13 protein-coding genes are annotated in these 12585 nt (G+C 42.3%); 12 read left to right on the forward strand and 1 reads right to left on the reverse strand.

Going from position 1 to position 12585, the window contains the following annotated elements:
- The first annotated feature begins 175 nt into the window (after positions 1 to 175).
- The 6 genes from IQ19_RS06820 (at position 176) to IQ19_RS06845 (ending at position 4756) form a co-directional block, all read left to right on the forward strand.
- The gene (locus IQ19_RS06820; RefSeq protein ID WP_144541306.1) at positions 176 to 613 is read left to right on the forward strand and encodes a BrxA/BrxB family bacilliredoxin; all 438 of its coding nucleotides are present in this window, start codon (positions 176 to 178) and stop codon (positions 611 to 613) included.
- Between the two features lie 199 nt (positions 614 to 812).
- On the forward strand, positions 813 to 1604 hold the full coding sequence (locus IQ19_RS06825) for a transporter substrate-binding domain-containing protein (protein ID WP_144541308.1): 792 nt from the start codon (positions 813 to 815) through the stop codon (positions 1602 to 1604).
- 99 nt (positions 1605 to 1703) lie between these two features.
- The gene (locus tag IQ19_RS06830; protein ID WP_144541310.1) at positions 1704 to 2363 is read left to right on the forward strand and encodes an amino acid ABC transporter permease; all 660 of its coding nucleotides are present in this window, start codon (positions 1704 to 1706) and stop codon (positions 2361 to 2363) included.
- Complete coding sequence (locus IQ19_RS06835; protein ID WP_144541312.1) at positions 2356 to 3078, forward strand: amino acid ABC transporter ATP-binding protein; 723 nt, start codon at positions 2356 to 2358, stop codon at positions 3076 to 3078. Before IQ19_RS06830 ends, IQ19_RS06835 begins: the two co-directional genes overlap by 8 nt.
- 127 nt (positions 3079 to 3205) lie before the next feature.
- Entirely contained in the window at positions 3206 to 4198 is a 993-nt protein-coding gene (locus IQ19_RS06840) for an aromatic acid exporter family protein (RefSeq protein WP_144541314.1), read from the forward strand.
- 27 nt (positions 4199 to 4225) lie between these two features.
- On the forward strand, positions 4226 to 4756 hold the full coding sequence (locus IQ19_RS06845; protein WP_144541315.1) for a L,D-transpeptidase: 531 nt from the start codon (positions 4226 to 4228) through the stop codon (positions 4754 to 4756).
- A 286-nt stretch (positions 4757 to 5042) separates the two neighbouring features.
- Here the strand turns inward: IQ19_RS06845 and prli42 are convergent, their stop codons facing one another.
- On the reverse strand, positions 5043 to 5138 hold the full coding sequence (gene prli42, locus IQ19_RS27710; RefSeq protein ID WP_158638747.1) for a stressosome-associated protein Prli42: 96 nt from the start codon (positions 5136 to 5138) through the stop codon (positions 5043 to 5045).
- 185 nt (positions 5139 to 5323) lie between these two features.
- Between prli42 and mce the strand changes: the two genes are divergently transcribed.
- The 6 genes from mce (at position 5324) to gndA (ending at position 12384) form a co-directional block, all read left to right on the forward strand.
- Positions 5324 to 5734, forward strand: coding sequence for a methylmalonyl-CoA epimerase (mce, locus tag IQ19_RS06850; RefSeq protein ID WP_144541317.1), 411 nt, complete (start codon positions 5324 to 5326; stop codon positions 5732 to 5734).
- Positions 5735 to 5737: 3 nt separating this feature from the next.
- A complete protein-coding gene (locus IQ19_RS06855) occupies positions 5738 to 7288 on the forward strand; it encodes an acyl-CoA carboxylase subunit beta (RefSeq protein WP_144541319.1) in 1551 nt (516 codons plus the stop codon).
- Positions 7289 to 7366: 78 nt separating this feature from the next.
- Entirely contained in the window at positions 7367 to 8485 is a 1119-nt protein-coding gene (locus IQ19_RS06860; protein ID WP_144541321.1) for a tripeptidase T, read from the forward strand.
- Between the two features lie 399 nt (positions 8486 to 8884).
- Positions 8885 to 9361, forward strand: coding sequence for a chemotaxis protein CheW (locus IQ19_RS06865; protein WP_144541323.1), 477 nt, complete (start codon positions 8885 to 8887; stop codon positions 9359 to 9361).
- 125 nt (positions 9362 to 9486) lie between these two features.
- Complete coding sequence (locus IQ19_RS06870) at positions 9487 to 10788, forward strand: DNA polymerase IV (protein ID WP_144541325.1); 1302 nt, start codon at positions 9487 to 9489, stop codon at positions 10786 to 10788.
- A 186-nt stretch (positions 10789 to 10974) separates the two neighbouring features.
- Positions 10975 to 12384, forward strand: coding sequence for an NADP-dependent phosphogluconate dehydrogenase (gene gndA / locus IQ19_RS06875; protein WP_144541327.1), 1410 nt, complete (start codon positions 10975 to 10977; stop codon positions 12382 to 12384).
- Positions 12385 to 12585: the final 201 nt, after the last annotated feature.

A 12585-nucleotide genomic window follows, 5' to 3' on the forward strand; every position in this document is an offset into this window, starting at 1 on the left:
GGCACTGGCGAATCTAGGGAGTTTAGGGGTATGGATCTAGCTGTACTTTTATCATTCCCCTTTATCAGGAAGCTAAACTTTTTTTTGTGAAAAATTGTCGTGATTGTAAATTTTGTTCCTGTATTGGTATTATGTATATAGTCACTAACTTTACTCAGAAGAGGAGAGATCAAATATGAATATGGATTTTAATTTATTTATGAATGATGTCGTTAAGCAGGCGCGCCAGGAAATCGTGCATGCGGGCTATACAGAATTAACTACTCCGGAAGAAGTGGATGAGGTCCTTAACAAAAAAGGGACTACACTTGTAATGGTCAATTCTGTATGTGGATGTGCTGGCGGGATTGCCCGTCCGGCGGCTGCTCATTCCTTGCATTATGATAAGCGACCTGACCATCTGGTAACTGTGTTTGCCGGCCAGGATAAGGAAGCGACGGAAAAAGCAAGATCTTATTTTACTGGTTATCCGCCTTCATCACCATCTTTTGCGCTGCTTAAAGATGGTGAATTATGCACAATGATTGAGCGCCATGATATTGAAGGCCATGAACCAATGGCTGTTGTACAAAAATTGCAGGATGCCTACGAGAAGTATTGCGAAGAGCTATAATTGCGAAAAGCCCCAGTTTTGGGGCTTTTTTTATTTATAAACTTTTTAAAAACGCTCTCATTTATCAGAATAGTAGAACTTCTAATTTATATTTAAAAATTTTATTGCATAAATATAAAAATCTGTTAAAATTCATTTTAGTGAATAATTAATACTATTATTTCAAAATTTTTTTTAGAATATATAGGGGGAATACAAAATGAAAAAAGTCATCATGCTAGCTATGAGCGTCCTTTTAGTAGGTTTATTGGCTGCTTGCGGTACTAGTGAGAAAGATTCAGGAAATGGATCAGGGGAAAAAGAGTCTGATAAAAAAGTTTTAGTAATGGGTACTTCAGCTGATTATCCGCCATTTGAATATGTAGATTCTGCAAAAGGCGAAGAAATTATTGGATTTGATGTTGATTTGGCTAAGGCTATTGCCGAAAAGTTAGGCTATGAGATTCAAGTGAAGGATATGGACTTTAATGGATTGATTCCTGCATTGGAAACGAGCCAGGTTGATTTTGTGCTGGCTGGCATGACGCCAACTGATGAGCGTAAGAAAAACGTTGATTTCAGCGATGTATATTATACAGCGAGCCATATGATTGTATCTGAAAAAGACAGCGGCATTGAGTCACTTGAAGATTTGAACGGCAAAACAGTAGGGGTACAGCTAGCTTCGATTCAAGCTGATAAAGCAGAAGAAATTGCTGAGACAGTTGACTTGACTGTTGAAAACCGCAACCGCATCCCTGAATTGGTTCAGGAAATTCTGGCAGGACGTTTTGATGCTGCCATCATTGAAGACACCGTTGCAAAAGGCTACTTTGAAAAAAATGAAGATCTTGCAGGCTTTACGATCGAAGAAGATGAACAGGAAGCTGGCTCTGCCATTGCTTTTCCTAAAGGAAGCGAGCTAACTGAAGAGTTTAATGCAGAACTTGTAAAAATGAAAGAAAATGGTGAATTGGAAGAGCTTATCGTTAAATGGTTTGATAATAAATAATTTGTTGGGATTTGGCGTCCAAGGCATTCTTCCTTTGGACGCTTTATTCTTCCATGAAGCTAAAAAAATTAATTTACTAAAAGAGAGGATGGAAAGAAAGTGAATCTGGATTTTCAGCAGTTCATTCCCTCCCTTCCTTATATACTTAAGGGCATTGGCGTAACACTCCAAATTGTTTCTCTTGCAGGTATATTGGGATTTGTATTAGGCATCGTATTATCATTCTTTAAAATTAGCAGATTTAAATTTCTCGGATGGATTGCAGATGCATATACATCCGTTTTCAGAGGGACACCGCTTGTACTCCAGCTGATGCTGATTTACTATGGGTCTCCACAGCTGATTGGCTATAAAATTGATCCATCGACTGCAGCCGTTCTTTCTTTTGGACTAAATTCGGCTGCCTATATTTCGGAGATTATCCGTGCCGGTATCCTGGCCGTTGATAAAGGGCAGAGCGAAGCGGCGATGGCTCTGGGTGTTCCATATAGGCCGGCAATGATGGATATCATCCTTCCGCAGGCGATGAAAAATATTCTGCCTGCTTTGATGAACGAGTTTATTACCCTTACAAAGGAATCCGCAATCGTTACGGTTATCGGGGTTACCGATGTCATGCGCCGTGCTTATATTGTTGGCGGTGAGAAATTTTCTTACTTTGAACCGATTCTGATTGCCGGTTTGATCTATTATATTATGGTCATGATCCTGACTCTGCTTGGCAAAGGGATTGAAAGGAGAATGAGACGCAGTGATTAAAGTGGAAAATTTGCATAAGAGTTTCGGTAAACTGGAAGTGCTTAAAGGAATATCTACAAGCATTAAGGACGGTGAAGTCGTTGCCATTATCGGTCCCTCTGGCTCAGGTAAGTCAACCTTTCTCCGCTGCATCAATCTGCTGGAAGCCCCAACAGATGGCCGGATCCTGATCAATGGACAGGACATTACAGATAAAAGTACAAATATTATGAAGGTACGCCAGAATGTCGGCATGGTTTTCCAGCACTTTCACCTATTTCCTCATAAAACAGTTTTGCAAAATCTTACTTATGCTCCTGTAAAAGTAAATGGAATTTCCAAGCAGGAAGCAGAGAAAATCGGGCTTGAACTTTTGGAAAAGGTTGGTTTGTCCGCTAAAGCACATGAGTATCCCAACCGATTATCCGGCGGCCAGAAACAAAGGGTAGCTATTGCTAGAGCTCTAGCTATGCAGCCGGATGTGATGCTTTTTGACGAACCGACATCAGCGCTTGATCCTGAAATGGTGAAGGAAGTGCTGGAGGTCATGAAAGCATTAGCCCATACTGGAATGACAATGGCTATTGTTACCCATGAAATGGGCTTTGCACGGGAAGTAGCTGACCGGGTACTCTTCCTGGATGGCGGGGTGCTTGTAGAGGATGCTGCGCCAAAAGAGTTCTTTTCTAATCCGGCCAGTGACCGTGCAAGGGATTTCTTGCAAAAGATGCTATAATCGATATATGCTTATGGGAGAAGATGGTCAATAGGATCATCTTCTCTTGCTATATAAATGGCTTTGAAGATAATCTGCTTTCTATTCCCAATTTTAAATTGGCAGATAAACATAGGAGTTTGACAATATGAAGTACAAAATCGGCTATAGAACGATTAAAACTGCGTTGGGTACCTCCATTAGCATTATGATTGCACAGATGCTGCAGTTGGATAATTTCGTTTCAGCAGGCATTTTAACGATCCTTTGCATAAAAGTAACAAAGAAAAAATCACTGCGTGCTTCCTGGGATCGTTTTTTTGCCTGTTTAATGGCAATGGCATTCTCTTCTCTTTTTTTTGAGGGAGTTGCCTATCATCCCCTGGTGGTCGGGCTGCTGCTTCTGTTTTTTATTCCCACTGCTGTTATGGTAAAAGTGAGTGATGGCATTGTCACAAGCTCAGTAATCATCCTCCATATTTATTCTGCGGGGGATGTGACGAAGGAACTCCTTCTAAATGAATCGGGCATTATTATTGTCGGTATTGGTGTGGCGCTAATCGCTAATCTCTATATGCCAAGCCTTGATTCTAAATTAAAGGAGTATCGTCTGCAAATAGAAGAAAACTTTAAGATCATCTTTGATGAAATTGTCATTTATTTACGGACCAATGAAAGCAAATGGGACGGCAGGGAAATAACTGAGACAATGGAATTGATTGATGAGGCAAAAACACTGGCTTTCAGGGATGTCGAGAACCATTTTCTAAGAAATGATAATTTATACTATAACTACTTTAAAATGCGGGAAAAACAATTTGAAATCATCGAACGTGTCCTTCCGAGTGTAACCTCCATTTCCCTTACGGTGGAACAGGGGGAGATGATTGCTGATTTTATCGAAGAACTATCGGAACATATTCATCCGGGGAATACGGCCATTCAATTCCTGGAAAAGTTGTATCGAATGAGGGTTTCTTTTGAAGACATGGAGCTTCCGAAGACGAGGGAGGAATTCGAAGCTCGTGCCGCCCTTCTTCATTTTGTAAAAGAAATGGAACAATACTTGATTATTAAGAGCTCATTTAAGGGATTGAAAGACAGGGAAATGAATCAAAGCGAGCCTGCTGAAGCAAGCTAAGGGAAATGAACGGGAGCGTGATTTTACATGCTTAAGCTTGCTGCAGCAGCGGTTATGCTTTTTTCTTTTTTCCCGCTCTGGCCACTTGGGCCAAACCCGCTGCCGGGAGATCCCTTTTTAATTGTAAATAAAAAAACGAATGAAGTAGCATTTATACAGGACAGTAAAGTCCAAACAGTCATCACAGCGGCAACAGGAAAGACGGAGGACCTCACGCCTGAAGGCTTTTTTACAGTGACCATAAAGGCGGCCGACCCTTATTACCGAAAGAGAGATATAAAGGGCGGCGACCCGAATAATCCTCTGGGGACTAGATGGATCGGTTTTGATGCAGCGGATACAGATGGAAGGATTTACGGCATTCATGGAACCAATGATCCATCCTCCATTGGGAAATACGTTTCCCAGGGGTGTATCAGAATGCAGAATGAGGCAGTCGAATCGCTTTACGAATATGTTCCGATCGGAACCAAGATCCTAGTTGTTACTTCAGCCAAAAGCTTCGAGGAACTTGGCAGGGATTACGGGGCGATAGATGAAGGTTATATAAAACAATAAAGGGCTGCACCTCATTTGGGGCAGCTCTTTCTTTTCTGCAGGGCTGACTGCCGGTTCACACTGTCCCAGATGCCAGATGCCAGATAAAATGTAGATTATGCTAGATAAATTAAAAAACTTGTTAGATAAAAATTAGCGGATGCTAGATAAAACAAGAAATATGTTAGATAAAACGTAAAACATACTAGAAAATCTCTATAAATGCTATCCATAAAAAAAGCCAAAAACAAAAGCGAGAAGTTTATAAAGCACTTCTCGCTTATATATCAGGAATTATCTCATTTTATTAAAAAAACATCGCCACACCCATAATAAGGGTTGATGCTAGCATGGCAAATATCATTAAATATACAACCAATTTCATCAATTTTTTGTTAGACATTCTATGCCTCCTCGCCCAAATTCTTTAATATTATTTTACTAAGAATTTTCAAATTGAACAACCGCTCAATTTTTAAAAGGATTTTCGACATTTTTGACGAATAATTAAATAATAGACCTTAAACTGCCCGTTTTTTATGGGAATAAGATTATACAATCTTTCGACATTCATAGGAGGAGAAATTAGTGATCAAAAAGGTGGACCATATAGGGATTGCTGTCAGATCTTTGGATAAAGCGCTTCCATTTTACACAGAAACTCTTCAGCTGCCGTTCCTTGGGATTGAGGAAGTGGAAAGCCAGGGAGTAAAGGTTGCTTTCATAAAAGCAGGTGAAACCAAACTGGAGTTATTGGAGCCAACCAGCCCCGAAAGTCCGATTGCCCAATTTATTGAAAAGCGCGGAGAAGGCCTTCATCATGTGGCATTAGGTGTCGACAGCATCCAGGAGCGTATCAATGAAATGAAGGAGAAGGGGATCAGAATGCTTCAGGATACACCAAAGCCTGGAGCGGGCGGTGCACAGGTAGCTTTTATGCATCCAAAGTCGACTGGTGGCATTCTATATGAATTTTGTGAAAAGAAAGGATTGAAATAAAGCATGGCAGACATCTATGAAAAAATTAATGAATTATACGATCGCCGCAGGGAAGTTGAATTGGGCGGCGGAGATGAGCGTATACAAAAGCAGCATGAAAAAGGGAAGCTGACTGCCCGTGAGCGAATTGATCTATTAGTAGATCCGGGAACCTTTGTTGAGCTGAATCCATTTATTGAACACCGCAGCACCGATTTTGGACTGGAAAATCAGAAAGGTCCTGGGGACGGTGTTGTAACTGGCTATGGAAAAGTAAACGGAAGACCAATCTTTTTATTCTCTCAGGATTTTACAGTTTTTGGAGGGGCACTGGGGGAAATGCATGCAAAGAAGATTGCGAATGTTATGGATTTGGCAGCTGAAAATGGTGCTCCATTTGTAGGATTGAATGATTCCGGAGGAGCGAGAATCCAGGAAGGCGTTGTTTCACTTGACGGGTACGGCCATATCTTTTACCGGAATTCCATTTACTCAGGGGTTATTCCGCAGATTTCAGTCATCATGGGGCCTTGTGCCGGGGGGGCCGTCTACTCTCCTGCTATTACCGATTTCGTATTCATGGTGGAAAAAACAAGCCAGATGTTCATCACTGGCCCAAAGGTTATTGAAACGGTAACTGGGGAGAAAATTTCACCTGAAGATCTGGGCGGTGCAAGGGTGCATAACTCGATCAGCGGAAACGCACACTTTAGAGGGGAGTCCGAAGAAGGAGTTATTGAGCAGGTGCGCAGGCTTTTAAGCTACTTGCCGCAAAATAATGAGGAAAAGCCGCCAATGGCAGAAAAAGACGAGGATGAAGATTATCGTCCGGATTTGACGGATGTTATTCCTTTTGACGCCCTCCGCCCTTATGATGTCAGAAAAGTCATTGAACAGGTTGTCGATGAGGATACGTTTATGGAGGTCCAGCAGGATTTTGCTAAAAATATTGTAGTAGGTTTAGCGAGAATCAAGGGGGAAACTGTTGGGCTTGTATGCAATCAGCCGAAGGTAATGGCAGGCGGTCTTGATATTGATTCTTCTGATAAGGCATCACGCTTTATCCGGTTTTGTGATTCCTTTAATATTCCACTCATCACCTTTGAAGACGTTACAGGGTTTTTCCCAGGTGTTAAGCAAGAGCATGGCGGTATTATCCGGCACGGGGCAAAGATTCTATATGCCTATTCAGAAGCGACTGTACCCAAGCTAACTGTCATTTTAAGGAAGGCCTTTGGCGGAGCATATGTTGCATTGAACAGTAAATCGATTGGTGCAGACCTTGTATATGCATGGCCGAATGCGGAAGTGGCTGTAATGGGTCCACAGGGGGCAGCCAATATAATTTTTGCAAGGGAAATCCAAAACAGTGAAGATCCGGAAGCAACAAGAGCGCAAAAAATTGAAGAGTATAGAGAAAAGTTTGCCAATCCATATGTTGCGGCAAGCAGAGGCATGGTCGATGATGTCATAGACCCGCGTGAAACTAGAATAAAGCTTGTTCAGGCACTTGAAATGCTGCGCAATAAAAAAGAAACCAGACCGCATAAAAAGCATGGAAATATCCCGCTATAAGAGAATCCTGATTTGCTGTGCATAAATATTGGGGTTATACTTGCCTAGTAAGCATTTAATTTGGAGGTTTGTACATAAATGATTAATGAGGAACGTTTATTGAACGAATTTCTGGAACTCGTGCAGATTGATTCGGAAACAAAGCATGAAGCTCAAATTGCGAAAGTTCTAAAGAAAAAATTCAGGGATCTTGGTGTTGAGGTGTACGAAGATGATACAACAGCCAAAACTGGCCATGGAGCAGGCAACTTAATTTGTACCCTGCAGGGAACAAAAGAAGGCGTGGATACTATTTATTTCACGTCTCACATGGACACGGTGGTTCCTGGTAAGGGTATTAAGCCTTCCATCAAGGATGGATATGTCGTAACGGACGGAACAACCATTTTGGGAGCGGACGACAAGGCAGGCCTTGCTGTTATGCTTGAAATTGTTAAGGTATTAAAAGAGCAGAACATTACTCATGGAACAATTCAATTCATTATCACAGTTGGTGAAGAATCCGGTTTGGTGGGAGCCAAGGCACTCGATCCATCCCTTGTGAAGGCGAAATACGGCTACGCGCTTGATAGTGACGGAAAAGTCGGCAACATCATTGTTGCAGCTCCAACCCAGGCTAAAGTGAAGGCTGCAATTCTTGGTAAAACTGCACATGCTGGCGTAGCACCTGAAAAGGGCATTTCTGCTATTACAATGGCGGCCAAGGCCATTTCCAGAATGCCATTAGGACGCATTGATAAAGAAACAACTGCCAATATCGGACGCTTTGAAGGTGGACAGCAGACGAATATCGTCTGCGACCATGTTGATATTCTTGCTGAAGCACGTTCTTTAATTCCTGAAAAAATGGAACAGCAAGTAGCCAAGATGAAGGAAGCATTCGAAAGTGCTGCAGATGAAATGGGCGGCAGAGCAGAAGTTGATGTACAGGTTATGTACCCGGGCTTTAAATTTGGTGAAGGCGACCATGTAGTAGAATTAGCACGAAAAGCCGCTGCTAAAATTGGTCGCAGCTCAGAGCTTCTTCATAGCGGCGGTGGCAGTGATGCCAACGTAATCGCTGGCTTTGGCATCCCGACAGTCAACCTTGCTGTAGGGTACGAAGAAATTCATACAACAAATGAGCGCATGCCAATTGAAGAATTGAATAAACTGGCTGAAATGGTGATTGCTATTATCGAAGAAGTATCAGCCTAATTTATCGGAAAGGGAACCTAGAACGGTTCTCTTTTTTTGTTTTTATAATCTTGGCTGTGTTAAAGTTCAATATTGACTTTGGGTACCCTGTTGATTGGAGTGGAAGGCGCGAGCTCCTCAAAAATGCATTCGCATTTTCTTCGTGCGGTGCTTATCCGAGGATGTTTATTCAAAGTCCTGCGGGAGAAGCGAGTCAAAGGGAGACTCCACAGGCGCGAAAGCGCCGAGGAGCGTCGGACCGCCCGCGTTCGCTGAGCTTCTTGAGCGGAAATCAACAGGCAAGTTTAACAGAGACATAATCTTAATTAATCTGCAGATATGGACCATCTGGACTAGTTAGAAAATAATGGCTATGATATATTAGTTATATACATAAGTGTTGCTCGAGGAGGCTTAGGAATGACTGCGATTAATAAAGTTGTCGTGTTCCGGGTAGGAAAAGAGGAATATGCGATTCCAATTCCTTTTGTTATTTCAATCGAAAAAGTGGAAGGAATCACACCGATTCCGCATTTGCCGCATTATATGAAAGGAATTGCTAAAGTAAGAGGAGAGCTAATTCCTGTTGTTGACTCTGAAAGCATTCTTTACAGCCGAACAATTCAGGAAACTGAACTGTCCAGAATGATCGTACTGCAAACTGAAGAGCTTTCATTCGCTGTTCTTGTTAATGAAGCGAAGGAGATTCTCGATATTCCTTCAGGTAACCTGAAACAGCCCGGCTTGATCGCCTATCAGAAAACCAATTACTTTACTGGTGTGGCCAATATGGATGCACGGCTGATTACGCTGATTGACCCATTTAAATTAGTTGAATCCCTTGAAGGAGTACGGGAGATAAAGGATTATATAAAATCTCAGCAAACAACAGCATAATTCTGAAATGAAAACAGGGAATTACAGGTTCTCTGTTTTTATTTTTTATGCAAAAGCCGGTACGTGATAGAAACGCTGTTATTCTGTTAAAATAGAATAAGATTAAGGGACAGGGAAGTGCCGGCATGAAACATATGTATCCAAAAAACGGGAGAGTTATCCTCCATGTTGATATGAATAGTTTTTATGCCTCGGTTGAAATGGCTTATGATCCATCATTAAAGGGCAAGCCTTTGGCGATCGCGGGTAATCCGGAGGAGCGGCGGGGAATTATTGTCACTTGCAGCTATGAGGCAAGGAGCTTTGGCGTTAAGACAACGATGCCATTGTGGGAAGCCAAAAAGCTCTGCCCCCAGCTGATCATTATGAAACCAAACTTTGAGAGATATCGTGCCGCTTCAATGGGGATGTTTGATATTTTACGTGAATATTCAGTCCTTGTAGAGCCGGTATCGATTGATGAAGGCTATGTGGATATAACAGACAGCTATGAGTTTGGAAGCCCTTTAGAAATCGCCGAAACCATTCAAAAGCAAATTTTCCAGCAGCTTGATTTGCCCTGCAGCATTGGCATTGCACCCAATAAATTTTTAGCCAAGATGGGGTCTGATATGAAAAAGCCAATGGGGATTACGGTTCTCCGAAAACGAGATGTTCCCCATATTCTTTGGCCGATGGAAGTGGAAGAGATGCATGGTGTTGGCAAGAAAACTGGTGAAAAGCTCCGCAATCTCAAGATCACCACAATTGGCGATTTAGCAAAAGCGGATGAAGTACAGTTAAAAGCCGCTCTGGGAATCAATGGGCCTCGCTTAAAGCAAAAAGCGAATGGCAACGATAGCAGGAAGGTCGATCCTGATTCAGCAGCCGAATTTAAAAGTGTAGGAAATTCGACCACTCTGCCAAGGGACGTTACAAACCAGAGGGAGCTCCTGCAGGTTTTTGAAAAATTGGCCGGACAGGTCTCTTCCAGATTGAAAAGGAAGAAGGTTTTGGCGACATCGCTTGGCATTACAATCAGGTACAAGGACCGTAAAACAATCACAAGAAGCCGGAAGCTTAAAAATCCCATTCAGCAGGATGATGAGATTTTTAAAATCGCAAAAGAACTATTTATCAAGCATTGGAACGGAAATGCAGTCAGGCTGCTCGGCATAACAGGGACCGACCTTGTCGAGCCCCAGCAGGCTGTCAAACAGCTGGATCTGTTCAGCTACGAAAAAGATGCCAAAAAGGAGCCGCTTTTTCAAACAATGAACCTTTTACGAAAAAAATACGGCTCCAAGATCATTGACCATGCAGGCACTCTATCAGAAATAAACATCCAGGTGCCGAAAATTGGCACGGACACAAGCTTTAATAAAGATTTTTTGCATAATAGTCATCCAATGAGGAAACCGAAAGAAGAAAAAGATGATAAATCATGATTTTTTCTTGCGATAATATGCAAAACTAAGACAGGAAAGTTGAATAAGGGCAGGAATCTTGCTAAAGTATAGTGGATTCTTTTTTGGGGATGTTCAGAAATTCGCCGGTGAAAATAGCGGTTTTTTTGTTCTCCTTTTTGAACACTTAATTTACGCAGATAAAGGGTAGAAGGGAAGTTATCGAATATGACGAAATCACAGTTTGGTGTTATCGGTTTAGCGGTCATGGGCAAAAACCTTGCCATGAATATTGAAAGCAGAGGATACACTGTATCTGTATATAACCGTTCACGTGAAAAAACGGATGAAATGCTTAAAGAGGTAGAAGGCAGAAATTTTAAAGGTACATATACAATTGAAGAGTTTGTTGACTCTTTGGAAAAACCTCGCAAAATCATGCTTATGGTAAAAGCGGGAGGTCCAACAGATGCAACGATTGAACAGCTAAAACCGCTTTTGGATAAAGGTGATATCCTTATCGACGGAGGAAATACGTTCTTTGTGGATACACAGCGCCGCAACAAGGAGTTAAGCGAGCTTGGCATCCATTTCATCGGTACGGGTGTATCCGGCGGAGAAGAAGGCGCCTTGAAGGGCCCTTCTATCATGCCTGGCGGACAAAAAGAAGCATATGAGCTAGTGGCACCAATTTTTAAAGACATCGCAGCAAAAGTAGATGGCGAAGCCTGCACAACTTATATCGGTCCGGATGGGGCTGGCCATTATGTGAAAATGGTCCATAATGGAATCGAATACGGCGATATGCAGCTTATTTCTGAATCCTATTTCCTATTAAAACATGTGCTAGGATTAAGTGCAGATGAGCTTCATGAAGTATTTGCCGATTGGAATAAAGGAGAGCTTGACAGCTACCTAATCGAAATTACAGCTGACATTTTCACGAAAAAAGATGATGAAACAGGCAAACCGCTGGTGGATGTCATTCTTGACACAGCCGGCCAAAAAGGCACTGGCAAGTGGACAAGCCAAAGCGCGCTTGACCTTGGCGTTCCGCTTCCGATCATTACAGAGTCTGTATTTGCACGCTTCATTTCCGCAATGAAAGATGAGCGCGTCAATGCAAGCAAGGTTCTTCGCGGCCCAGCTTCAGCACAATTCACAGGCGATAAAAAAGCCTTTATTGAAAGTGTCCGGAAAGCCCTTTATATGAGCAAAATCTGCTCCTATGCACAAGGATTCGCGCAAATGAGAGCAGCATCCGAAGAATACGGATGGGATTTGAAATACGGCGACATCGCGATGATTTTCCGCGGCGGCTGCATTATCCGCGCTCAATTCCTTCAAAAAATCAAGGAAGCATATGACCGCGAACCTGGTCTTAAGAACCTTCTTCTTGATCCTTATTTTAAGGAAATTGTTGAGAGCTACCAGGATGCAACCCGCGAAATCATCAGTGTTGCTGTAAAGAACGGCATCCCTGTCCCATGCTTCTCTGCAGCACTGTCCTACTATGACAGCTACCGCACAGAAACATTGCCTGCAAACCTTCTTCAGGCGCAGCGTGACTACTTCGGTGCACACACATATCAGCGTGTAGACAAAGAAGGCATCTTCCATACAAATTGGATGGAATAATTAAAGATTAAAGAAAAGCAGCGCCCTCGGGGGCGCTGTTTTTTTTGGTGGCAATAAATTATCTGGATTTTAAAGATAACTATAGGAATCGTTCGAAAAAAGTCACTCAATCTGTTTGAGCTCATGTCGCCATATCAGGGAGAAAGCAAAGAGACTGGACGCGATAAAGTGGTTATCACACTCATATCAGAAGGGAAGCAA

Source organism: Cytobacillus oceanisediminis, assembly GCF_007830235.1.
Lineage (GTDB): Bacteria > Bacillota > Bacilli > Bacillales > Cytobacillaceae > Cytobacillus > Cytobacillus oceanisediminis.

Excerpts from the sequence above, each read along its gene's own strand:
- IQ19_RS06820 (WP_144541306.1), top strand. The coding sequence starts at position 176 with ATGAATATGGATTTTAATTTATTTATGAATGATGTCGTTAAGCAGGCG.
- IQ19_RS06825 (WP_144541308.1), top strand. The coding sequence starts at position 813 with ATGAAAAAAGTCATCATGCTAGCTATGAGCGTCCTTTTAGTAGGTTTA.
- IQ19_RS06840 (WP_144541314.1), top strand. The coding sequence starts at position 3,206 with ATGAAGTACAAAATCGGCTATAGAACGATTAAAACTGCGTTGGGTACC.
- IQ19_RS06845 (WP_144541315.1), top strand. The coding sequence starts at position 4,226 with ATGCTTAAGCTTGCTGCAGCAGCGGTTATGCTTTTTTCTTTTTTCCCG.
- prli42 (WP_158638747.1), bottom strand. The coding sequence starts at position 5,138 with ATGTCTAACAAAAAATTGATGAAATTGGTTGTATATTTAATGATATTT.
- IQ19_RS06855 (WP_144541319.1), top strand. The coding sequence starts at position 5,738 with ATGGCAGACATCTATGAAAAAATTAATGAATTATACGATCGCCGCAGG.
- IQ19_RS06860 (WP_144541321.1), top strand. The coding sequence starts at position 7,367 with ATGATTAATGAGGAACGTTTATTGAACGAATTTCTGGAACTCGTGCAG.
- IQ19_RS06865 (WP_144541323.1), top strand. The coding sequence starts at position 8,885 with ATGACTGCGATTAATAAAGTTGTCGTGTTCCGGGTAGGAAAAGAGGAA.
- IQ19_RS06870 (WP_144541325.1), top strand. The coding sequence starts at position 9,487 with ATGAAACATATGTATCCAAAAAACGGGAGAGTTATCCTCCATGTTGAT.
- gndA (WP_144541327.1), top strand. The coding sequence starts at position 10,975 with ATGACGAAATCACAGTTTGGTGTTATCGGTTTAGCGGTCATGGGCAAA.